The organism is Herminiimonas sp. Marseille-P9896 (assembly GCF_903993245.1).
GTDB classification, from domain to species: domain Bacteria; phylum Pseudomonadota; class Gammaproteobacteria; order Burkholderiales; family Burkholderiaceae_D; genus Oxalicibacterium; species Oxalicibacterium contaminans.
Map to the genome: position 1 here is coordinate 1,038,666 of NZ_CAJEVT010000001.1, position 20,778 is coordinate 1,059,443.

At 53.5% G+C, this 20,778-nt stretch carries 23 protein-coding genes; 15 read left to right on the plus strand and 8 right to left on the minus strand.

Annotated elements, in window-relative coordinates; translation table 11 throughout:
- Nucleotides 1-65: 65 nt before the first annotated feature.
- The 4 genes from H7U06_RS05055 to H7U06_RS05070 all read left to right on the plus strand — a co-directional run bounded on the left by H7U06_RS05055 (nt 66) and on the right by H7U06_RS05070 (nt 4,118).
- On the plus strand, nt 66-887 hold the full coding sequence (locus tag H7U06_RS05055; protein WP_175625070.1) for a Stp1/IreP family PP2C-type Ser/Thr phosphatase: 822 nt from the start codon (nt 66-68) through the stop codon (nt 885-887).
- An 85-nt stretch (nt 888-972) separates the two neighbouring features.
- Nucleotides 973-1,641, plus strand: a complete 669-nt coding sequence (locus H7U06_RS05060; RefSeq protein WP_175625071.1) for an FHA domain-containing protein — start codon at nt 973-975, stop codon at nt 1,639-1,641.
- 215 nt (nt 1,642-1,856) lie between these two features.
- Nucleotides 1,857-2,321: a pilin gene (locus tag H7U06_RS05065; protein ID WP_370458604.1), complete on the plus strand. Its 465-nt coding sequence runs from the start codon at nt 1,857-1,859 to the stop codon at nt 2,319-2,321.
- Nucleotides 2,322-2,399: 78 nt separating this feature from the next.
- Nucleotides 2,400-4,118 (plus strand): tetratricopeptide repeat protein, encoded by a 1,719-nt coding sequence (locus H7U06_RS05070; RefSeq protein ID WP_175625072.1) that lies wholly within the window; start codon nt 2,400-2,402, stop codon nt 4,116-4,118.
- A gap of 8 nt (nt 4,119-4,126) precedes the next feature.
- Here the strand turns inward: H7U06_RS05070 and moaC are convergent, their stop codons facing one another.
- On the minus strand, nt 4,127-4,654 hold the full coding sequence (moaC, locus tag H7U06_RS05075) for a cyclic pyranopterin monophosphate synthase MoaC (RefSeq protein WP_175625073.1): 528 nt from the start codon (nt 4,652-4,654) through the stop codon (nt 4,127-4,129).
- A gap of 43 nt (nt 4,655-4,697) precedes the next feature.
- Here moaC and H7U06_RS05080 point away from each other — a divergent pair, with 43 nt between their 5' ends.
- Nucleotides 4,698-6,272 (plus strand): M48 family metalloprotease, encoded by a 1,575-nt coding sequence (locus H7U06_RS05080; protein ID WP_175625074.1) that lies wholly within the window; start codon nt 4,698-4,700, stop codon nt 6,270-6,272.
- A 10-nt stretch (nt 6,273-6,282) separates the two neighbouring features.
- On the opposite strand, the gene H7U06_RS05085 is transcribed toward H7U06_RS05080, so the two are convergent.
- From H7U06_RS05085 to H7U06_RS05105, 5 genes are all read right to left on the minus strand, one after another.
- Nucleotides 6,283-6,882: a DUF2946 family protein gene (locus H7U06_RS05085; protein WP_175625075.1), complete on the minus strand. Its 600-nt coding sequence runs from the start codon at nt 6,880-6,882 to the stop codon at nt 6,283-6,285.
- A gap of 9 nt (nt 6,883-6,891) precedes the next feature.
- Nucleotides 6,892-7,848, minus strand: a complete 957-nt coding sequence (locus H7U06_RS05090; protein ID WP_175625076.1) for a YheT family hydrolase — start codon at nt 7,846-7,848, stop codon at nt 6,892-6,894.
- A 79-nt stretch (nt 7,849-7,927) separates the two neighbouring features.
- Nucleotides 7,928-8,356, minus strand: coding sequence for a nuclear transport factor 2 family protein (locus H7U06_RS05095; RefSeq protein ID WP_175625077.1), 429 nt, complete (start codon nt 8,354-8,356; stop codon nt 7,928-7,930).
- Between the two features lie 7 nt (nt 8,357-8,363).
- Nucleotides 8,364-8,564, minus strand: coding sequence for a zinc-finger domain-containing protein (locus H7U06_RS05100; protein ID WP_175625078.1), 201 nt, complete (start codon nt 8,562-8,564; stop codon nt 8,364-8,366).
- Between the two features lie 48 nt (nt 8,565-8,612).
- Nucleotides 8,613-9,533 carry a branched-chain amino acid transaminase gene (locus tag H7U06_RS05105; protein WP_175625079.1) on the minus strand — a complete coding sequence of 307 codons (921 nt, stop codon included), beginning with the start codon at nt 9,531-9,533 and terminating at the stop codon, nt 8,613-8,615.
- A 374-nt stretch (nt 9,534-9,907) separates the two neighbouring features.
- Between H7U06_RS05105 and H7U06_RS05110 the strand changes: the two genes are divergently transcribed.
- The 6 genes from H7U06_RS05110 to H7U06_RS05135 all read left to right on the plus strand — a co-directional run bounded on the left by H7U06_RS05110 (nt 9,908) and on the right by H7U06_RS05135 (nt 16,016).
- The gene (locus H7U06_RS05110; protein ID WP_175625080.1) at nt 9,908-11,101 is read left to right on the plus strand and encodes a phosphoglycerate kinase; all 1,194 of its coding nucleotides are present in this window, start codon (nt 9,908-9,910) and stop codon (nt 11,099-11,101) included.
- A 114-nt stretch (nt 11,102-11,215) separates the two neighbouring features.
- On the plus strand, nt 11,216-12,280 hold the full coding sequence (fba, locus tag H7U06_RS05115; RefSeq protein WP_012080695.1) for a class II fructose-bisphosphate aldolase: 1,065 nt from the start codon (nt 11,216-11,218) through the stop codon (nt 12,278-12,280).
- A gap of 95 nt (nt 12,281-12,375) precedes the next feature.
- On the plus strand, nt 12,376-13,272 hold the full coding sequence (locus H7U06_RS05120; protein ID WP_175625081.1) for a phosphoribosylaminoimidazolesuccinocarboxamide synthase: 897 nt from the start codon (nt 12,376-12,378) through the stop codon (nt 13,270-13,272).
- 1 nt (nt 13,273) lies between these two features.
- Complete coding sequence (gene purE, locus H7U06_RS05125) at nt 13,274-13,777, plus strand: 5-(carboxyamino)imidazole ribonucleotide mutase (RefSeq protein WP_175625082.1); 504 nt, start codon at nt 13,274-13,276, stop codon at nt 13,775-13,777.
- Nucleotides 13,774-14,973, plus strand: a complete 1,200-nt coding sequence (locus tag H7U06_RS05130) for a 5-(carboxyamino)imidazole ribonucleotide synthase (RefSeq protein ID WP_175625083.1) — start codon at nt 13,774-13,776, stop codon at nt 14,971-14,973. The genes purE and H7U06_RS05130 overlap by 4 nt, the downstream gene beginning before the upstream one ends.
- A 20-nt stretch (nt 14,974-14,993) precedes the next feature.
- Entirely contained in the window at nt 14,994-16,016 is a 1,023-nt protein-coding gene (locus tag H7U06_RS05135) for an L-threonylcarbamoyladenylate synthase (protein ID WP_175625084.1), read from the plus strand.
- A gap of 41 nt (nt 16,017-16,057) precedes the next feature.
- On the opposite strand, the gene H7U06_RS05140 is transcribed toward H7U06_RS05135, so the two are convergent.
- Nucleotides 16,058-16,558, minus strand: a complete 501-nt coding sequence (locus tag H7U06_RS05140) for a flavin reductase family protein (RefSeq protein WP_175625085.1) — start codon at nt 16,556-16,558, stop codon at nt 16,058-16,060.
- A 111-nt stretch (nt 16,559-16,669) separates the two neighbouring features.
- On the opposite strand from H7U06_RS05140, the gene H7U06_RS05145 reads away from it, so the two are divergent.
- The 3 genes from H7U06_RS05145 (at nt 16,670) to H7U06_RS05155 (ending at nt 19,057) form a co-directional block, all read left to right on the plus strand.
- The gene (locus H7U06_RS05145; RefSeq protein ID WP_175625086.1) at nt 16,670-17,296 is read left to right on the plus strand and encodes an AMP-binding protein; all 627 of its coding nucleotides are present in this window, start codon (nt 16,670-16,672) and stop codon (nt 17,294-17,296) included.
- Between the two features lie 138 nt (nt 17,297-17,434).
- Complete coding sequence (gene msrA / locus H7U06_RS05150) at nt 17,435-17,974, plus strand: peptide-methionine (S)-S-oxide reductase MsrA (RefSeq protein WP_175625087.1); 540 nt, start codon at nt 17,435-17,437, stop codon at nt 17,972-17,974.
- 30 nt (nt 17,975-18,004) lie between these two features.
- A complete protein-coding gene (locus H7U06_RS05155; protein ID WP_175625088.1) occupies nt 18,005-19,057 on the plus strand; it encodes a GMP reductase in 1,053 nt (350 codons plus the stop codon).
- Between the two features lie 6 nt (nt 19,058-19,063).
- Here the strand turns inward: H7U06_RS05155 and tcdA are convergent, their stop codons facing one another.
- Nucleotides 19,064-19,897 (minus strand): tRNA cyclic N6-threonylcarbamoyladenosine(37) synthase TcdA, encoded by an 834-nt coding sequence (tcdA, locus tag H7U06_RS05160; protein ID WP_175625089.1) that lies wholly within the window; start codon nt 19,895-19,897, stop codon nt 19,064-19,066.
- 212 nt (nt 19,898-20,109) lie between these two features.
- On the opposite strand from tcdA, the gene pdxH reads away from it, so the two are divergent.
- The gene (gene pdxH / locus H7U06_RS05165) at nt 20,110-20,745 is read left to right on the plus strand and encodes a pyridoxamine 5'-phosphate oxidase (RefSeq protein ID WP_175625090.1); all 636 of its coding nucleotides are present in this window, start codon (nt 20,110-20,112) and stop codon (nt 20,743-20,745) included.
- Nucleotides 20,746-20,778 lie beyond the last annotated feature (33 nt).

Consider the following 20,778-nt stretch of genomic DNA (forward strand, 5'->3'; position numbering starts at 1 on the left):
TTCGCCTGTAGAAGAGTAATTCGTACTTTCACCGCCTAAAACCCAGCCGCTAATCTGCCATCTTTATGACGTATTCCGTCGAGCTTCAATTCGCCGCCAAAACCGATACGGGTTTGGTGCGTGCGCATAATGAAGATGCGGTGGAAATCAGTGAGGTACACAAAGCAGTCGTTTTGGCTGATGGTATGGGCGGCTACAACGCTGGCGAAATTGCCAGCGGCATCGCGACTACCGTTTTCCGCGCCGCGCTGGAACAGCAATTACAGCAAGTGCAGGAAAAAGGCCGTGCCACCAGCAGCAAGTCTTTGCAGCGACTGGTAGTGGACTCAGTCAGCGCTGCTAATGAGCAGATACTTGAGGTGGCACGCATCCAGCCGCAGTACAGCGGCATGGGTACGACACTGGTCGCCGCTTTATTCCATCATGACCGGGTTGTCGTCGCACACGTCGGCGATTCCCGGGCCTATCGTTTCCGGCGGGGACAACTGACACAAATCACTCGCGATCATTCGCAACTGCAGGAACAGATCGATGCTGGACTGGTAAGTCCGGAGTGGGCACGTTTCGCACCGAATAAAAACCTGATTACGCGTGCGTTAGGGGTGGCCGCGCAAGTTGATGTAGAAGTGAATGATTACCAGACCGAGGGCGGCGATATCTACTTGCTGTGCTCGGATGGTCTGTCCGACATGTTGGGCAGTGAACAGATGAGCGCGATGCTGGCTGATAACGATACGGATCTTGAATTATTATGTAGTTCGCTGGTGCAAGCGGCAAATGACAATGGCGGGCGCGATAACATTTCCGTCATCCTGGTCCAGGTTGTATCAAGCATGCCCGCGCCTAAAGCGTGGTGGGAACGTCTGGCGGCCAGCTTCAAATCCTGACTTGGCATAGATATTGATAGTGTGGTCGTTGAACCCGCCTAAACAGGTGTAAACAGATAAGCAAGAAGAAAGCTGGGAAGTAATAATGCCTACGATTATTTTGGCAAAAGACGGTATCGCCTTGCAGAAATTCCAGTTGTTGAAAGAGCGCACCAGCATAGGCCGGCGTTCCTATAACGACATCGTCATAGATGCGGCCGGAATCAGCGCTGAACATGCGGTGATCATTTCACATCCGGTCGGATGTTATTTTGAAGACCTGGGCAGTACCAATGGCAGCCAGATTAACGGCAGGGTCGTCACGAAACATTTGCTGGAAGACAGTGATGTGATTGCACTTGCTACGCATACCATTCAGTATTGCGCGACTGCCAGCATGGACGATTCCATCATGGTATTGGCTGACAATATAAGTGGCATGGAAGATCTGGGCGATATCCAGCAAATTACCGAACCATCGTATCGCGATTCAATAGAAGCAACCATGAGTACAACCGCTGTAATCAAAATCCTCAACGGAGCCAGTGCGGGCAAGGAAGTGGTCTTGAACAAGGTCCTGACGACCATAGGTCGCCCGGGCCGGCATGTCGCCGTATTCGCGATAGGCCCGCAAGGCTATAGCCTGACCCATGTCGAAGGCGAAGATTATCCAGTGGTCAACGGGGCATCGATAGGCATGCTGACCCAGAGCCTGAACAATGGCGACCAAATCCACCTGTCGGGTACTGACATCGTTTTTCTGCATGAGGCCTGACGTATTCCTGCGTCGCTGCACTGCCGCAAGACAAAATTTATCGCACCATGTGACAAATTTTGGCGCGGCTCTAACCAAAATTGTTACTTTTCGTTAAATAATTGTGACAATCTCGCAAGATTGGGCTGAATTTGGGGTGGCACAGCGATTGCTGTATGTCTGTCAGGGTGGAAAAGCTACCTGTATTCCCAAACCAGGAGAAAAAGATGAAATCGATGAAAATGATGAAGAAAGCACAAAGCGGTTTTACGCTGATCGAATTGATGATCGTTGTGGCGATTATTGGTATTTTGGCTGCGGTAGCGATTCCACAGTATCAGGATTATGTGACACGTGCGAAGTTGGCGAAAGTTAATGCGGCTGTGGATTCCCTGAAGCTTGCACAGGCGGAATATATGCAAAACAATAACGGTACTGCATCGACCTCGTTGACTAGCTTGGGTATTGGGACTCCGACGCTCACTAATGAAGTTACTAACTTGGCACTGGATGGATCGGGTAATATTGCTGCGACTCTTGGCAATATTGGTTCTCCATATAACGGTGCTGTAGTTACATTTACTCCGCAAGCAAGTGAAACGGCTGTAACTTGGGCTATCAGTTGCTCTGGTTATACTGCTTCTACGAAAACCAATGGGATTATGACTAAAGTATTTGGCCCAGTAGATGCAAGTTGCTAATCCAGTAGCTTTGGGTGAAAGGGACTCTGAGGAGTCCCTTTTTTATTATTCATAAGTAGCGATGTGATGAATCCATAAATGTGCAAAAGAGGGATACCTTCTATTTGGGTTGTGCTATGCATAGCCTTATTAGCTGCCGCGCTTTATCTTCCTTTTCTTGGTAATGGTCTGGTATTCGACGATCACGGCTTGTTCACAAGCATGATGGTTTATGACAGTGCGCTGTTACCGTTTGATCTTCAGCCACGAACATTCCCCTATTTCACGCTTGGACTGATACAGGTCTTGAGTGGAAGTATTGAAGTCAATCGCATCTTCAACATTGCCCTGCATTTGGCTTGCGCCTTCACGCTATTTTTTTTGTTAAGAGATTTATTGCAGCAGGCTATAAGGGAGTCAAACTTCCAGCGCATAGACATCAGGCCAGATCCGGCACGTGCGCAGCTGCTTGCAGGCCTGGGTGCGTGCATTTTTACAATTCATCCGATTGCTGTATACGGTGTTGCCTATCTCGCCCAACGTACGATTCTATTTGCAACACTGTTTTCTCTTCTTTCACTCTGGTTTTATCGTCGGGCATTCGAGAAAAACAGAGCAGCAGATTTGTTCACTGCCGCGTTGTTTTACTCGATGGCTATTTTTTCCAAGCAGCATGCAATCATGTTGCCTTTGGCAGGAATATTTCTGACCGCTTTGTATCAACAGAATTTGGGTTCAATTTACAAGCGGATTTCGCTTTATCTTGTGTTGTGTTTTCCCGCCGCATGGCTGGTCTTGTCTATGACGACACAAGTTGTCGCGACCAGTTATGAGCCGTCTGTCGGGGCGATGGTGGTGCAGATGAATAAGGCCGTTGTGTTGCAACATGAGACTGCAATACTGGATCAGCCTTGGGGGAGGTGGCTGGTCAGTATATTAATGCAGGCGGGTTTCTTTTTTGACTATTTCTTTTATTGGATAGTGCCCGACGTGAGGGTGCTTTCGGCGGATATGCGGTTTGATTTCGTCGACATCTGGTTTTCGTGGGCAACTTACCTGAAGGCGATTCTCTTCTTTTTATCGCCGTTGATTGCTGTTTATTTTTTGCGGAAAAAGGGGCTGGTTGCGCTATTTTGCTGTGGATTTTTGTATAGCTGGTTTCTTTTTTTGACAGAATTGGCCGCGGTGCGTTTTCAGGAACCATTTGTTTTATACAGAAGTTATTTATGGGCACCGGGCTACTTCATCATGCTGGTGGCCGTATGTGCACATTTTTCGAGCCGTTGGTTAATGATTGCAGCAACGCCATTGTTGATTATTTGTTTTTTGTTGGCGCGAGATCGTCTGCATAGCTTTTCTGACGAAAGCGCACTATGGAAAGATGCTGCCCAAAAGCTGACGTCAACGGAGCTTGTGGGTAGCGATCGAATTTTTTATAACCGAGGCAATGCGTATTTGGCAGAGAAAAAATATGCGGAAGCAATTGCGGACTATTCGTTGATGATTCAGCGAAATCCTACGTTTCCGTATGCTTACTATAATCGCGGTCTGGCTTACTCGTCTCTAAAACAGAATAAAGAAGCGCTCGCCGATGTTGATTACTCACTATCGCTTGATCCTAATAATGCAGCCGCAATGTACACGCGGGGTTTTATTCTTGAAGAGCAAGGATGTTTTGAGCAAGCCAGGGGTGCGTATGCGAGCAGTCTGGCTTTGGGTAACCGCGTTGCGAAACTGAAGCTCGGTGAGCTGGATAAGAAAAGTGCTATGCGCAAATCTGTTAAGCAGGGCACAGAAATCGGCGCTTGCCCTGAGTAATCCTTTGTTTATGGGGCGCTGAGACTACCATCAGTAGTCGACCAGCTCCCCGACTTCCCACCATGCTTTTCCTCCACCCGGACGTCAGACATCACCATCCCTCTATCCACCGCCTTGCACATATCGTAAATCGTCAACAAACCGATTTGCACGGCGGTCAGTGCTTCCATCTCAACGCCGGTTTTGCCGAAGGTTTCAACTTGTGCGGTACATGTAACGCTGGAGTTCGCTTCGTTTACCGCGAAATCTACCGTGACGCGGGTCAGGGCGAGTGGGTGGCATAGCGGGATCAGGTCGCTGGTGCGCTTGGCACCCATGATGGCGGCGATGCGCGCGATGCCCAGTACATCGCCTTTTTTGGCGGTACCTGAAGTAATGATGGCCAGCGTTTCCGCTTTCATGCGGATGACGCCGCTGGCTATCGCGATGCGGTGGGTTTCATTTTTGCTGCCGACATCGACCATATGCGCCTGGCCGGTGGCATCGAAATGGGTCAGGCCGTCGTTGGCGGCTGTGTTGTCTTTATTTGTAGTCATGGTGACAAAAGGGCGGGGAAGCGCCAGAGGTGGAACGTTTGCAATGAGCAGGTATCATAGCATCGTGAAACTGAAATTCATTATTCCTTCTGCTATTTCCTCATCACGACCATGGCTGCGCTCGCTGGCTATGGCGGGCTTGTTGGCATGCGTGAGCATGCCGGGATTGGTCGCGCCCGTGCACGCGCAATCGCTGCCCAGCCTGGGTGATACCGAACGCGAGGCTTTGTCGCCGTTGATGGAGCGCAAGCTGGGTGAACAGATCATGCGCGAGATCAAGCGTAATCGCGATTATCTGAGCGATGCTCCGTTGCAAGAATATTTGAATAATCTGGGCGCCAGCCTGCTGACCGTGCGTCCGGAAGCACGTGGTGAAGCACAATACGATTTCTTTTTCTTTGCGGTACGCGATCCCATGCTCAACGCGTTCGCCTTGCCGGGTGGATTCATAGGTGTGCATTCGGCGCTGGTGCTGGCGGCGCAGAATGAGTCCGAATTGGCCTCGGTGATGGCGCATGAGATCGGCCACGTGGCGCAGCGTCATATTGCTCGTATGCTGGGCAAGCAAAAGCAGGACATGTTGATTCCGCTGGCGGCCATGGTGTTGGGTGCGTTGGCCATCAGCTCCAGTCCGGATGCCGGGATGGCGATGATTATGGGTGGGCAGGGGCTGGCGATACAGCGTCAGCTCAATTTCAGCCGCGAAGCCGAACGTGAAGCCGATAGGGTCGGGCTCGATATCATGCGCGAAGCAGGTTTTGAAACCACCGGCATGATCAATTTCTTTGGCCGTTTGCAAACCGCCAGCCGCAACTATAGCGACAACGCGCCGCCTTACCTGCGTTCACACCCGATGACGACGGAACGTATCGCCGATATCCAGGCGCGCACCCGTGATTTGCGTTACCGGCAACATGTGGATAGTCTCGATTTCCCTTTGATACAGGCGCGTGTGAAAGTCTTGCAAGATCCCAGTCATCAAGGTTTGATCGATGCAGCATCCGCGTTTGAACGTCAGTTACAGCTGAAAACACGTACCGCGATAGTGGCTGGTAAATATGGTTTGGCCGTGATTGCCCTGCGGCAGGGTAATCCTGCCAAAGCGCAAAGTCTGTTGAACGATGCTCGTGCTGCCTTGAATAATGGCTCGCCGAGTTCCAAGAGCGCAGTGCTGTCCAGCCTCGCTATCGAGATCAAGCTGGCAGCACATCAGCCACGCGAAGCAGTGCAGGAAGCGGACGCGGCGCGTGCACAATTCCCAATTTCGCGCGGCATCGCATTGCAGTATGCGGATGCACTGTTTGCGGCCGGGCGTTATGAAGATGCTGCGACTTATTTACGTGACCAGACACAGTTGTATCGGCAGGAGCCACAGCTGTATGAGCGTCTGGCCAAAGTCTATGCGGCATTGAAGATGCAGGCGCAGCAGCATCTCGCTTTGGCTGAATCGTATGCGTTGAACGGCAGTCTCTCGGCGGCACTGGATCAGTTGTCTATTGCACGCAAAGCACCCGATGCCTCGTTCTACGATCAGTCGATTATCGATGCACGTGAACGTGAGATTAAAGCGCAGCGTCTGGAAGAAATACGCCAGGAAAAAGAAGGCTATACCGGATAGTTACCGAGCCTCAGTCTGCAGCGCGCGGCTTGCGTATGAAACCGAAGTGAGTATCAAGGTCGTCATCCTTGATGTAATGCAGGTTGATGTAGCCTGAGTTTGTTTGCAAACTTAAGCTACCGGTCTTCCCTTCATTTTCCAGCCAAGCCAGCAGTTCCTCATCTTTAATCGGGCGATTCCCGAGTTCAATCTGCGGTAAGCACAAAGCCATATCCCGGTCGTCCAGCGCGGAAAATTTGTCATCGCCATGCAGAAATAATCTTCCCGTAGCACTGAGATAAGCAGCATTGATATTGTTCGACGGCTCACCTGTATGCAGGACAAAACCATGAACGGGATCAGTGTGCGCAATATATGGTGCGATTTCGAGATCGACATACACGCGTTGCGGGCCGTTCTGAAAATAGTAGCGACCTTGCGTGTCGCAAGCGTAGTTGCGCTGTATGAAGCTGATTAAAGCGGGATGGGCGATTTTGTCGCCCGGTAGTTGCTGTGCTTGTGCCGCCTCATTGCGCATGCGCCAGTTGCCACGCGCATCGAGTGCCAGCCAGCCGTAGCAATGCGGGACATTGGGCCACTTGGCCAAAGCTTGTGCAACGATTGCATCCATTCCACCTCCTCAGGCGGCTGTACCTTCGAGGAATCTGACCATACGTTGTGGCAGCCAGTTCAATTTACCCGGTATAGTGCCGACGGCAAAGCCGACATGCCCGCCATGTGCCGGATATTCCAGCGTGACTTTATCTGATGCTTTGGATGGTAAATATTTTGCGGGCAGGAAAGGATCGTTGCGCGCATTCAGTACCAGTGTCGGCACGGTGATGTCTTTCAATACGTGCTTGGCACTGGCGCGCTGCCAGTAGTCTTCGGTGTTGAGGTAACCATGCAGCGGTGCTGTCACTATATTGTCGAAGGCGTACAGGTCACGCGATTGCAGCATGGCATCGCGATTAAAGAGGTCAGGGAATTGTGCCAGCTTGGCCACGCATTTCGGCTTCAGTGTTTCGAGGAAGACGCGCGTGTAAATCATATTGAAACCGCGCGATAGCGCACCGCCGCCACCAGCCAGATCGAGTGGTGCGGACACTGCGCAAGCGGCGTCGACGATTTCGGCCTGATGTTGCGATTCGCCCAGCCAGCGCAACAGCGCATTTGCGCCGAGCGAAACACCGGTTGCATAGAACTTGCCCGCACCGCGTGCGCGTGCATACGGCACCAGGCGTTGCAGTATCCAGTTGATTTCCGGTGCATCGCCGGAGTGATAGAAGCGCGGTGCGCGATTCAATTCACCCGAACAACCACGGAAGTGCACCACCGCTCCCGACCAGCCTAGACCGCTGATGTGCGCCATCAAGGCGCGTGCGTAGTGGCTGTTGGACGAGCCTTCCAGCCCGTGGAACAGCACAATGAAAGGCAGGTTTTTACGCCCGTCGACAAAATCCAGATCGATGAAGTCAGCGTCGGGCGTATCCCAGCGTTCACGCCGGTAGCTGACTTCAGGTTTGTTGATGAACTTGGCTGGATAGATGGTTTGCAGATGGCCGCCGGGCAGCCAGCATGGAGCGGGATAGTTCATTACTGGCTTAGTCCTGGAAATTCTGAGGCGTCATGCACGGCACGAAGGTGGCTTGCTTACCTGGTGACAAGCACTGCAATCAGTGCAGCACATTGCTGCTGTGTGCGAGTTCGGCGCGCGGTTTGCCGGGTGCGATGGAAGCGTGATGCAGCACGATGCGCCAGCCCACCGGCGTTTTGATATACACATTGGTGGCGATGATGTGAATGTCGCGGTCGTCTGTCGTGTTGACGGCTTCGATCAGATTGTGCACGGCATTCATGGTGTTCTGTGAAGTATGCAGCTGGGTCGGGCGGATATGTACACCGCCGCGGGTGAAGATTTCCTCCCATGAGGCACGGATGGCGGCGTAGCCGATCAAGCGCGTGCCGTCAGGGTGGATGCAGACGATTTCTTCATCGTCTGCCCATAAAGCCATGAGTGCATCCAGATCGGCACGGCCGATAGCATCGTAAAGTGCGACTTCGATGTCGTCTGCGGTACCGAACTGTTTGCGGGCTTTGGGCATGATGGTCTTAGTGGTGGTGTACGACTGCACCTGGTTTCAGGCGATATACGGTGCCGCAGTACGGACATTTTGCTTCACCGCCGTGGGACAACTCCAGGAACACGCGTGGATGCGAGCTCCAGGCCGGCATCGCCGGGTTAGGGCAGTAGGCTGGCAAATCCTTGCCGTCCAGTTCGATTGCGGATGTGCCCTTGCTTGCTTCTGTCATTTCATTCTCCGAATTACTAGGTTGTAGTCTTGATGCTTGCTTATATATTTAAACGATAGTCAGCCAATGGCTGTATTGCGGCGCTTTACCAGCGACCACATCAAAGAACAGCGATTGCAGTTGGGTTGTGACCGGGCCGCGCTTGCCGTCGCCGATCTGGCGGTTGTCGAGTTCGCGTATCGGTGTGACTTCTGCTGCGGTGCCGGTAAAGAAGGCTTCGTCGCAGCAATACATTTCGTCACGGGTGATGCGTTTTTCGATGACTTCGATACCGAGGTCACGTGCCATCGTCAGCACTGCGTCGCGGGTGATGCCGTCGAGGCAGGATGCCAGGTCTGGTGTATAGAGTTTGCCGTTCTTGACGATGAACACGTTTTCGCCGGAGCCTTCGGAGACATAACCGTCGGTGTCCAGCAACAATGCCTCGTCGTAACCGTCGGTCAGCGCTTCCTGGTTCGCCAGGATGGAGTTGATGTAGTAACCGCAAGCCTTGGCGCGTACCAGCGAGACATTGACATGGTGACGGGTGAACGACGAGGTTTTGACGCGTATACCTTTGTTCAGGCCGTCTTCGCCCAGATAAGCGCCCCACGGCCACGCTGCGATCGCGACATGGATGGTATTGCCTTTGGCGGAGATGCCGAGTTTTTCATCGCCGATCCAGACCAATGGACGCAGATAGCAGGTTTCCAGCTTGTTTTCGCGGACCACTTGCAATTGCGCTTCCATTACTGTTTCCAGATCAAATGGAATTTTCAGCTGAAAAATCTTGGCGGAATTAAACAGCCGTTCTGTATGTTCGCGCAGGCGGAAGATCGCCGTGCCTTTGTCGGTTTTGTAAGCGCGCACGCCTTCAAACACACCCATGCCGTAGTGCAGTGTATGGGTCAATACATGAACGGTTGCATCGCGCCAGTCGATTAATTTGCCGTCTTTCCAAATTTTGCCGTCGCGATCAGACATCGACATTTCGGGATCTCCAGTAATTGTGCAAGATCTCGATTTTAACGGATTCGGCTATCGAGAAAGAATGATCAAGGGCATTCTTGCGCGAAATATTGCGATTTTGCGTGCGTATTGAGATCGCTTGAACCGTGCGGATAGTGCTGAAAATATTTTTTGTTATAAAAATTGAATCAATTTGAGGTGGGTGCTTCTAACCCGGGGATTTGCTGCATCGCGGTAATTTCCTTAATATGCGGCCTCTGATTTCCGTCCGGATTGCCTTTTTTGCCCTTTTTCAAGCTGAAACTAGGCATAAAACCAAGGTTTTTGCGGCATCTGGTGCGGTAAAATAGCGGTCTTTCTGATTTTTCATCTTTAACCCTCCAATTTACGAGCACATGCAATTTAAAAGATTGAGCGACCTGATCGCGCGTGGTGAACTGCAGGGCAAGCGCGTTTTTATCCGTGCCGATCTCAATGTACCGCAAGACAGCACGGGCAATATTACCGAGGACACGCGTATCCGCGCTTCGGTGCCGGCGATACAGCAGGCCTTGCAGGCAGGTGCCGCGGTCATGGTAACGTCGCATTTGGGACGTCCGGTCGAAGGCGAATTCAAACCTGCCGATACCCTGGCGCCGATTGCGCAACGTTTGTCCGAATTGCTGGGCCAACCCGTGGCCTTGAAGCAAAACTGGGTAGACGGCGTTGATGTTGCGCCGGGCCAGGTGGTCTTGCTGGAAAACTGCCGCGTCAATAAAGGCGAAAAAAAGAACGACGATGCACTGGCGCAAAAGATAGCAGCGCTGTGCGATGTCTACGTCAATGATGCATTCGGTACCGCCCATCGCGCGGAAGCAACGACACATGGCATCGCCAAGTACGCACCGGTAGCCTGCGCGGGTCCTTTGCTGGCAGCCGAGCTGGATGCATTGGGCAAAGCCTTGTTTGCACCGGCCAGCCCATTGGTTGCCATCGTTGCCGGTTCCAAGGTTTCGACCAAACTGACTATCCTGAAAACGCTGGCGGATAAGGTTGATAACCTGATCGTCGGCGGTGGTATTGCGAATACCTTCATGCTGGCTGCCGGTCTGAAAATCGGCAAGTCGCTGGCCGAAGCGGATCTGGTCGGTGACGCCAAAGCCATCATAGACATGATGGCTAAACGCGGTGCATCGGTACCTATTCCGGTCGACGTCGTGTGCGCGAAAGAATTTGCGCCGACCGCAGCAGCGACCGTCAAGGATGTCGCTGATGTAGCCGATGACGACATGATCCTCGACATCGGCCCGAAAACAGCCGACTTGCTGGCCAAACAAATTGCGCAGGCTGGCACCATCGTCTGGAACGGTCCGGTCGGCGTATTTGAATTCGACCAGTTCGCCAACGGTACTAAAACCCTGGCTTACGCGATTGCGGAATCCAAGGGCTTTTCAGTGGCTGGTGGCGGCGATACTCTGGCGGCGATTGCCAAGTACGATATCGCTGACAAGATAGGCTATATCTCGACTGGTGGCGGTGCCTTCCTCGAATTCCTCGAAGGTAAAGCCTTGCCTGCGGTCGCTATTCTGGAACAGCGCGCACAAAGCTGAATGCAGCAAACGGAAGCACGCGATTCCTTGCGTGCCTTCCGCTGATTGTTTTTAAAGAAAATTGCAGCAGTATCGAACTACTGTTGAACCTTTTACTGATTTTGGAGAATTACCATGCCTCTCGTATCCATGCGTCAATTACTCGACCACGCAGCCGAAAACGGCTACGGTCTGCCTGCGTTCAACGTCAACAACCTTGAACAGGTCACGGCCATCATGGAAGCGGCGAATGAAGTCGGCGCACCGGTAATCATGCAAGCATCCGCTGGCGCACGCAAATATGCGGGTGAACCATTCCTGCGTCACTTGATTGAAGCAGCAGTCGAAGCGTACCCACATATTCCCGTCGTCATGCACCAGGATCACGGCCAGTCGCCAGCAGTCTGTATGGCGGCGATCCGTTCCGGTTTCACCTCGGTGATGATGGACGGTTCCCTGAACGAAGATGGCAAATCAGTTGCCAGCTACGAATACAACGTTGAAGTATCGCGCAAGGTTGTCGAGTTCTCGCACGCGATCGGCGTCACGGTAGAAGCAGAACTGGGTGTGCTCGGTTCGCTGGAAACCATGATGGGCGACAAGGAAGACGGTCACGGCGCTGACGGCAAAATGACACGCGAACAATTGTTGACTGACGTGGAGCAAGCAGCAGACTTCGTTAAGAAAACCCAGTGTGACGCACTCGCTATCGCGATCGGTACTTCGCACGGCGCATACAAATTCACCAAGAAGCCTACCGGCGACATCCTGGCGATCGAACGTATCCGCGAAATCCACACCCGCATTCCTAACACCCATCTGGTGATGCACGGTTCGTCTTCGGTACCGCAAGAATTGCTGGCGGAAATCCGCGAATTCGGCGGTGACATGAAAGAAACCTACGGCGTGCCAGTAGAAGAAATCCAGGAAGGCATCAAGAACGGCGTGCGCAAGATCAATATTGATACCGATATCCGTCTTGCGATGACCGGTGCGATCCGTCGTTACTTCATCGAGAATCCATCCAAGTTCGATCCGCGCGATTACCTGAAACCAGCACGTGAAGCGGCCAAGCAAGTATGTAAGGCACGCTTCCTGGCATTCGGTTGCGAAGGACAGGCTGCCAAGATCAAGCCGCTGCCTTTGGACAAAATTGCAGAGAAGTACAAAAAAGGCGAACTGGCGCAAATCATTCAGTAAAGTGTCCGCAGCAATTTGTTTGCTGCAATTATTTGGTAGTGCATACCCACCTTCGGCGATTCCTGGAATCGCCGTTTCAGATTTATGGAAACGTCATGACTAGTTTGTATCAATCCACCATTACATCACTGCCTTTACTCGGTCGCGGCAAAGTGCGCGAAAACTACGCGGTAGGCGACGACAAAATTCTGATCGTTACCAGTGATCGTTTGTCCGCATTCGACGTGGTGATGAATGAACCGATTCCAACCAAAGGTCAGGTGCTGAATCAGATGTCTGACTTCTGGTTCGAGAAACTGAAAGATATCGTGCCTAATCATTTGACAGGGATTGCACCTGAATCCGTGGTGGCACCAGACGAAGTGGCACAAGTAAAGAATCGTGCAGTGGTCGCCAAGCGTCTGCAACCGATACTGGTGGAAGCCGTTGTGCGCGGTTACCTGATCGGTTCCGGCTGGAACGATTACAAAGCGAGCGGTGCAGTTTGCGGTGTGGCTTTGCCAGCAGGTCTGAAGCAGGCAGAAAAACTGCCTGAACCGATCTTCACACCGGCAGCGAAAGCCGAGATGGGTGAGCACGATGAAAACATCACTTTCGCTGATATGGAACAACGCATAGGCAAAGAACTGGCCAACAAAATCCGTGACGTCAGCATCAAGCTGTACAAAACTGCTGCTGACTATGCAGCTACACGCGGCATCATCATTGCCGACACCAAATTTGAATTCGGCCTGGATAAAGACGGTACCCTGCACCTGATGGATGAAGTGCTGACCGCTGACTCGTCGCGTTTCTGGCCTGCTGATTCGTATGCTACCGGCATCTCGCCACCATCGTTCGACAAGCAATTCGTGCGTGATTACCTGGAAACACTGACCGAGTGGAAAAAGACTGCGCCAGCACCAGCATTGCCTGCTGACGTCATCGAAAAAACCGGTGCCAAGTATCGCGAAGCACTGACCCGTTTGACTGGTCAAGAACTGAAAGGCTGATATGGCAGACGCATTGACAACCAAGCCAGTAGTTGGCGTGATCATGGGCTCTTCATCTGACTGGGATGTGATGCAGCACGCAGTCGCGATCCTGAAGGATTTTGGTATTGCACATGAAGCGCAGGTAATTTCTGCGCATCGCATGCCGGATCAAATGTTTGCCTATGCCGAGTCGGCACGCAGCCGCGGCTTGCGTGCCATCATCGCTGGTGCTGGCGGTGCTGCGCACTTGCCGGGCATGGTTGCAGCCAAAACCATCGTGCCCGTGCTCGGTGTGCCGGTACCTTCCAAATACCTGCGTGGTGAAGACTCCCTGCTGTCCATCGTGCAAATGCCGAAAGGCATCCCGGTTTCGACCTTTGCGATCGGTGAAGCAGGTGCGGCGAATGCTGCGCTGGCGGCAATCGCCATCCTCGCCACCACTGATGACAAACTGGCTGCCAGCCTGCAAGAATTCCGCGCCAAACAAACGCAAATCGCCGTAGAAATGACCCTGCCGACATGAGCACACCGAAACAACTCCCGCCTTTGAATCCATCCGCAACACCTGGCACCTGGCTGGGTGTCATGGGTGGTGGCCAGCTCGGCCGTATGTTTGCGCATGCCGCACAACAAATGGGCTTCAAGGTCGCGGTGCTGGAACCGGCACTCGATTGCCCGGCCAGCCACGCGGCTGATTATTTGCATTGCGCCGATTACACCGATAGCGAAGCCCTGGGCAAGCTGGCAGCGCAATGCGTAGCTGTCACGACTGAATTTGAAAACGTCTCGGCCAAGAGCCTGGCTTTCCTGGCGGAGAGCACCTTTGTTGCACCATCTGCCGATTGTGTTTCGATTGCACAGGACCGGATGGCAGAGAAGCGCTTCTTCATAGAATGCGCGACGACTTCGGGCGTATTCCCGGCGTCGCATAAAGAAATCAATTCAACTGCTGATGTTGATGCCGTACCTGATGATTTATTGCCTGGCATCCTGAAAACGGTACGCATGGGTTACGACGGTAAAGGCCAGGTCCGCGTCAAGACCCGTGAAGAATTGCACGCTGCCTATGCCGGTATGAATGGCGTGGCCTGCGTGCTGGAAAAAATGCTGCCGCTGGCATATGAAATCTCGGTGCTGGCTGCGCGTGGCGCGGACGGCAAGGCAGTGGTATATCCGATCGCGGAAAACGTCCATCGCAACGGCATCCTGTTCACCACCACGGTACCAGGTCCTAACATTACCAAGGCTTCTGCCGAGAAAGCACAAGCAGCAACATTGGCGGTGATCGAACAACTCGGTTATGTCGGCGTGCTGTGCATAGAATTCTTCGTGCTGACCGATGGTTCGCTGGTCGTCAATGAAATGGCACCACGTCCGCACAATAGCGGTCACTACACCATCGACGCCTGCATCACCAGCCAGTTTGCACAACAGGCACGGGCGATGGCGCGTTTGCCTTTGGGTGACGTACGTCAACACTCGCCAGCCGCGATGCTGAACATCCTGGGCGACATCTGGTTCGAAGGTGATTCCGACGAAGCACGTGAGCCGGCATGGGACAAAGTGCTGGCTTTGCCGGGTGCGAATTTGCACCTGTATGGCAAAGACACCGCACGTCGCGCGCGCAAGATGGGTCACATCACCTTTGTTGCAGCGACACTGGAAGAAGCGCAAGCCAACTTGCGCAAAGCCTGTGACATCCTTGGCATCGCTGCCTGATTGCACTGACTAAGTTATCCATGCCTGAAGAGAAACTGGACTGGCCGGCGATACGCGATGCAGCTCGTCGGCTGGAGCAGGGTGAGCTGGTCGCATTCCCTACTGAGACTGTTTACGGTCTTGGCGCGGATGCAGAAAACCCGGCCGCTGTAGCGAATATCTATGCGGCCAAAGGTCGTCCGTCGAATCATCCTGTCATCGTGCATCTGGCACCGGAAGCTGACCTGAGCTATTGGGCGCAGTCGGTTACGGCTGATGCGCAGAAACTGATCGCGGCATTCTGGCCGGGTCCGCTCACACTCATCCTGAAGCGTGCTGCACACATCCCGGACACCGTCTCAGGTGGCCAGGATTCGATAGGTTTGCGTTGCCCTTCACATCCGGTGGCACAGGCTTTGCTGCGTACTTTCAAGGATGGCAAAGGCGGCGTTGCTGCACCTTCCGCCAATAAATTCGGTCACGTCAGCCCGACCACGGCCGAGCACGTACGTAATGAGTTTGGTAATGATGCTGACAGTTTGCTGACTTGCATACTGGATGGTGGACAAAGCGAAGTCGGTATCGAATCGACCATCGTTGATATGTCGCGTGGTCACGCCGTGCTGCTGCGGCCAGGTCATATCAGTGCGGCGCAAATTGCAGAAGTCATAGGCTCTGCACCTGCGCTGCCGGATCAGGGGGCGCCACGTGCTTCCGGCACGCTGGAAGCACATTACGCACCGCGTACGCCAGTCGTGCAGGTAGATGGTGAACATTTGCTGGCCGTGGTGCAAAAGTTGATTACACGCGGCCGTCGCGTGGCGTTGATGCAGCATGCAGCCGATGCGATACCACCGGTTGCTGCCAACATGCGTTTACCGAATACACCGGGTGCTTACGCTCATGATTTGTACGCAGCACTGCGTGCGATGGATGAGGTACATGCCGATGTGATCATTGTGCAGACGCCACCGGCAGATGCCGCATGGAGCGGCGTCAATGACAGATTGCGCCGCGCGGCGCATGATTCACTCGGCGTCTTGCAGCAGCTGTTGCAGGATTGATGCGGCAGGAATAAAGCAGCTGGATTAAAACTGCAGCAGCTTTATTCAGACAGGAAGCGCCCGCCGTGGAAGACCAATGGCGCTTGCGCACGGACATCACAACATTCCACTTCGCCGACAAAGATAACGTGGTCGCCTTCCGGATAACGACTGCGGTTATGGCATTCAAACCAGGCCGAGACGCCAGTCAGGATGGGCAGGCCGGTAGGTGAGAGTGTGTAATCCACACCGGCGAAGCGATCATCGCTGGGTTTGGCAAACTTCATCGCCAGTTCAGCCTGATCGGCGGCCAGGATGTTGATCACGTAGTGCGAGTTACCGCTGAATACCGGCATGCTTTTGGCGGCCTGGTTGAGGCTCCACAATACCAGCGGCGGATTCAGCGAAACGGAATTGAAGGAGCTGGCAGTCAGTCCGAGAAAGCTATTGTCAGCCAGACGGGTCGTGATAATGGTCACGCCAGTGGCAAATTGTGAGAGCGCATCACGGAAATGGCGCGCATCCATCACAGGCGCAGCGTTGGGTGAAGAAGAAATAGACATCGATGTTCCATGAAATTTCATTCATTATGCCGAAAAAGGAAGTGACATGGCAAAACGCCTCACGTTGCATAGGGCTTTTGCATAAAATGATGTCGGAGGAGACCCCGGTATATGATCTTGTTTGAATTACTACGTGCCCGTGCGAAAACGCATGAAGGTATTATTGTCTCGCGCTCCAGCCGACGTCTGGTGAGCTGGCGCAAGTTCTGGTCGCGCATAGAGCGGGGCACCGCGCGTCTGCAGGGCGAGTGGGGTGTCACCAGCGGCGATACCGTAGCGTACTGGGGGCTCGGCCATCAGGATGCGCTGATGCTGTACATTGCCACCGCGCGCTGTGGTGCACGATTGCTGCCTTTGGAGCATCCGTCCTTGCAGCAGGCGAGTGAGGCTATCCTGCGCGATATTCCGGTCAAGATTCTGTTGCACGATGATGAGCTCAGGTTTGCGCAGCCTCCAGCGGCTCCGGTACTGACCAATTTGTCGTCGCTCATTGCCACCCGTAGTTATCACGCGCCGGTTGTGGTGGAAGACGTGCAGTTACCCAGCCTGATTACTATGTTTCGTGATGCGAATGGGCGTTTCCGCACAGAAGAGCATAGCCTGCAGCAACTATCATCAATGACAACCACTCCTGTCACGCAGGAATTCAGGGTAGGCGCCGCACTCTTTGATAATGACGTATTCGCACCACAGGTTTTATCGACGTTGACAGCTGGTGGCACGATCATTTTTCGCTGAAATTCCGCACGGGCTCCCGATATATGGAGAGCCAGGCTGATATTTGCCTCTGCCAAGAGCGGTGATTAGTCTGGAATTTGGTAGGCAGGCAGCAACAGTTGCGCTACAGTCACAGGCATACATGAAGGGAGTCTATGAATGGCAATGGAAATCGCAACTCTGGGTGGTGGCTGTTTTTGGTGCACCGAGGCTGTGTTCCAGCAGCTCAAAGGTGTGCAGGCGGTTGAGTCCGGCTATACCGGTGGTCACGTCGAGAATCCGGTGTATGAGCAGATATGTGAGGGCACGACCGGCCATGCTGAAGTCGTACGCCTGACTTTCGATCCTGCGGTCGTCAGTTACCGTGAAATCCTCGAAGTCTTCTTCACTATCCACGATCCGACTACGCTGAATCGCCAGGGTAATGATGTCGGCACCCAATATCGTTCAGTGATCTATTTCCACTCGCCGGAACAGCAAGACACGGCCAAGCACGTCATCTCCGAAATGGCGAATGTCTGGGACGCGCCTATCGTGACCGAATTGAGTCCGGCCGAGACTTACTACAAGGCGGAAAATTATCATCAGAATTATTTCCGCATGAACCCGATGCAAGGCTATTGCGCTTTCATCGTGGCACCCAAGGTTTCCAAATTCAGGAAAACATTCAGTGACAAAATCCGCGGAGATATGATTTAAGCCGCAGATTTAACGCAGGAGGGCCGCATCATGCATATTGAAGAGTCAGTCAAACTGGATTTCAAGGATGTGCTGATACGGCCCAAACGCTCCACGCTGACATCGCGTCTCGATGTCGATATCTCGCGTGAATTCATCTTCCGCAATTCACACAATACCTATCGCGGCATTCCCATCATCGCTTCGAATATGGATAGCACCGGCACCATGGCTATGGCACAGGCGCTGGCAGGGCACGGCTTGTCGGTAGCATTGCACAAGCATTATTCGGCGGATGAACTGGCCGATTTCTTCCTGCAACGGCATGAGCAAGGTATACCCGCCTCCGGTGCGTTCTACTCGATGGGTATCAGCCAGCTTGATTTTGAAAAGCTGAATGCAGTGATGGCACGTACTGGCGACACGCTGGAGTATGTGTGCATAGACGTTGCGAATGGTTATACCGAGGGCTTCATCAACTTCGTCAAGAAGATACGCAAGGCTTATCCGCAACTCACCATCATGGCAGGCAATGTGGTGACAGGTGATATCACCGAGGAATTGATCCTGGCCGGAGCCGACATCGTCAAGGTCGGCATAGGGCCGGGTTCGGTATGCACCACGCGCAAGATGACAGGTGTTGGCTATCCGCAGCTATCGGCGGTGATTGAATGTGCAGACGCTGCGCATGGGCTGGGCGGGCAGATTTGTGCCGATGGCGGTTGCTCGGTACCGGGTGATCTGGCCAAGGCGTTCGGTGGTGGCGCAGACTTCGTGATGCTGGGTGGCATGCTGGCCGGGCATGATGAAAGCGCTGGTGAATTGATAGAACGCGATGGCAAGAAATTCAAACGCTTTTACGGCATGAGCAGTCGTACCGCGATGGAAAAATATGCGGGTGGGGTCGCCGAGTATCGTGCGGCCGAAGGCAAGGATGTGCTGATTGATTATCGCGGCCCGGTCGCCGATACGCTGCAGGATATCCTCGGTGGTGTGCGTTCAGCTTGTACTTATGTCGGTGCGCATAAGTTGAAGGAGCTGACCAAGCGCACAACCTTTGTACGCGTGACGCAGCAATTGAATGAGGTGTTCGGCAAGTCCTGATCGGACTCAGGTGCTGGCTTGTTCCGCTGCCTCTGCCAGTTTGCGCAAGACGTGCGCTGCGGCTACCAGGCCGAAGGAAGCCGTTACCACCATCGCAGAGCCGAAGCCTGCGCAATTCAAGCCAGTAATGCCGCTTTGTTCATCGCCATCGACTGCACACACTTCTGCCGCTTCCGGAAAGCGTAATGGCTCACTGGAAAACACGGCATCGATACCGAACTTGTTCTTAGTCCCGCGCGGGAAGCCGTGTTCTGCACGCAAGCGTTTGCGTACCTTGGCCAGCAACGGTTCCTGTTCGGTACGGCATAAATCCAGTACTTCTATGCGGGTCGGATCAATCTGGCCACCGGCGCTGCCTATGGTCACCAGCTTCAGGCCGTGTTTGCGGCAGTAAGCAATCAGTGCAGTTTTGGCGCGTACATTGTCGATTGCATCGATGATGTAATCGTACTGATGCGCACCTATCATTTCATCCAGGTTGTCCGCGGTGAGGAAGTCTTCGATTTCGGTGACGACGCAATACGGATTGATTTGTGCGATGCGTTCCGACAAGGCCGTGACCTTGGCTTTGCCGAGGGTGTCGGTCAGCGCGTGGATTTGGCGGTTGATATTGGATTCCGCCAGGTTATCCAGGTCTATCATCGTAATCTTGCCGATGGCGCTGCGGGCCAGTGCTTCGACTACCCAGGAGCCGACGCCACCGACGCCGATGACGCAGATATGGGCGCTACGGAAACGTTCCAGCGCGGCGCTGCCATACAGGCGCGCAATGCCGCCGAAGCGACGGTCAAAATCGATATCGGGTACGGCGGTAAGGGTAGGGGCTGCATTTGAAGTCATCCCGCCATTTTAACGGAGGACGGCCCGACTTTCCTGTTTGATGATGGATAGGCGAGCGTCAGGCGTGCTGTTCTTGTTGTCTATGCAAGAAATGCTTGCGTTGGATCAAATGCGCGGGAGCTGCCTGCGGTTAAGGTAGCTGCAGGGACAGGAAATACGCGCTGTCTTACAATGCATGACTAGAACTCATAAAAGAATCAGGAGAAAGAAGTATGTCGATTGCAGATATCCGTACCGATTACACACAGGCTGCCTTGTCGGAGCTGGATACTGATCCGGACCCGGTTGCGCAGTTTGCCAAATGGTTTGATGAAGCCTTGCGGGCGGAAGTGCCGGAGCCGAATGCGATGAGTGTGGCGACGGTAGGCGCCAACGGCCGTCCATCGTCGCGTATTTTGCTGATCAAGGATTTCGATCAGCGCGGCTTTACCTGGTTCACCAATTACGATAGCCGCAAAGGTCAGGAGCTGGCGCAGAATCCGCATGCCGCTTTGCTGTTTCACTGGATACCGTTGGAGCGGGAAGTGCGGATAGAAGGCAAGGTGGAACGCGTCAGTGCGGCTGAGAGCGAACAGTATTTCCAGAGTCGCCCGGTCAAGAGTCGCCTAAGCGCGTTAGCCTCATCACAAAGCCAGCCGGTAGCGGATCGTGCGGCCTTGGAAGCGCAGTATGCTGAGGTTGAGGCGCAGTTTGGTCAACATCCGCCACGGCCTGAGCACTGGGGCGGTTATCGCCTGAAACCGGATTACATCGAGTTTTGGCAAGGCCGTGCTTCGCGCCTGCATGACCGGATAGTCTATACGCTGGATAAAGACGGCAAGTGGCAACGTCATCGTTTGCAGCCGTAAATCATTCCGTCGTCGTCAATAAAAAAGCCGCTA

Bases quoted from the DNA above. Each gene is read 5' to 3' on its own strand.
- moaC (WP_175625073.1), bottom strand. From the start codon at position 4,654: ATGACTACAAATAAAGACAACACAGCCGCCAACGACGGCCTGACCCAT.
- H7U06_RS05135 (WP_175625084.1), top strand. From the start codon at position 14,994: ATGCCTGAAGAGAAACTGGACTGGCCGGCGATACGCGATGCAGCTCGT.
- H7U06_RS05095 (WP_175625077.1), bottom strand. From the start codon at position 8,356: ATGCCCAAAGCCCGCAAACAGTTCGGTACCGCAGACGACATCGAAGTC.
- H7U06_RS05120 (WP_175625081.1), top strand. From the start codon at position 12,376: ATGACTAGTTTGTATCAATCCACCATTACATCACTGCCTTTACTCGGT.
- H7U06_RS05100 (WP_175625078.1), bottom strand. From the start codon at position 8,564: ATGACAGAAGCAAGCAAGGGCACATCCGCAATCGAACTGGACGGCAAG.
- H7U06_RS05155 (WP_175625088.1), top strand. From the start codon at position 18,005: ATGCATATTGAAGAGTCAGTCAAACTGGATTTCAAGGATGTGCTGATA.
- H7U06_RS05140 (WP_175625085.1), bottom strand. From the start codon at position 16,558: ATGTCTATTTCTTCTTCACCCAACGCTGCGCCTGTGATGGATGCGCGC.
- purE (WP_175625082.1), top strand. From the start codon at position 13,274: ATGGCAGACGCATTGACAACCAAGCCAGTAGTTGGCGTGATCATGGGC.
- H7U06_RS05055 (WP_175625070.1), top strand. From the start codon at position 66: ATGACGTATTCCGTCGAGCTTCAATTCGCCGCCAAAACCGATACGGGT.
- H7U06_RS05060 (WP_175625071.1), top strand. From the start codon at position 973: ATGCCTACGATTATTTTGGCAAAAGACGGTATCGCCTTGCAGAAATTC.
- H7U06_RS05085 (WP_175625075.1), bottom strand. From the start codon at position 6,882: ATGGATGCAATCGTTGCACAAGCTTTGGCCAAGTGGCCCAATGTCCCG.
- H7U06_RS05080 (WP_175625074.1), top strand. From the start codon at position 4,698: ATGAGCAGGTATCATAGCATCGTGAAACTGAAATTCATTATTCCTTCT.
- H7U06_RS05070 (WP_175625072.1), top strand. From the start codon at position 2,400: ATGTGCAAAAGAGGGATACCTTCTATTTGGGTTGTGCTATGCATAGCC.
- H7U06_RS05145 (WP_175625086.1), top strand. From the start codon at position 16,670: ATGATCTTGTTTGAATTACTACGTGCCCGTGCGAAAACGCATGAAGGT.
- tcdA (WP_175625089.1), bottom strand. From the start codon at position 19,897: ATGACTTCAAATGCAGCCCCTACCCTTACCGCCGTACCCGATATCGAT.
- H7U06_RS05090 (WP_175625076.1), bottom strand. From the start codon at position 7,848: ATGAACTATCCCGCTCCATGCTGGCTGCCCGGCGGCCATCTGCAAACC.
- H7U06_RS05130 (WP_175625083.1), top strand. From the start codon at position 13,774: ATGAGCACACCGAAACAACTCCCGCCTTTGAATCCATCCGCAACACCT.
- H7U06_RS05105 (WP_175625079.1), bottom strand. From the start codon at position 9,533: ATGTCGATGTCTGATCGCGACGGCAAAATTTGGAAAGACGGCAAATTA.
- fba (WP_012080695.1), top strand. From the start codon at position 11,216: ATGCCTCTCGTATCCATGCGTCAATTACTCGACCACGCAGCCGAAAAC.
- H7U06_RS05110 (WP_175625080.1), top strand. From the start codon at position 9,908: ATGCAATTTAAAAGATTGAGCGACCTGATCGCGCGTGGTGAACTGCAG.
- pdxH (WP_175625090.1), top strand. From the start codon at position 20,110: ATGTCGATTGCAGATATCCGTACCGATTACACACAGGCTGCCTTGTCG.
- H7U06_RS05065 (WP_370458604.1), top strand. From the start codon at position 1,857: ATGAAAATGATGAAGAAAGCACAAAGCGGTTTTACGCTGATCGAATTG.
- msrA (WP_175625087.1), top strand. From the start codon at position 17,435: ATGGCAATGGAAATCGCAACTCTGGGTGGTGGCTGTTTTTGGTGCACC.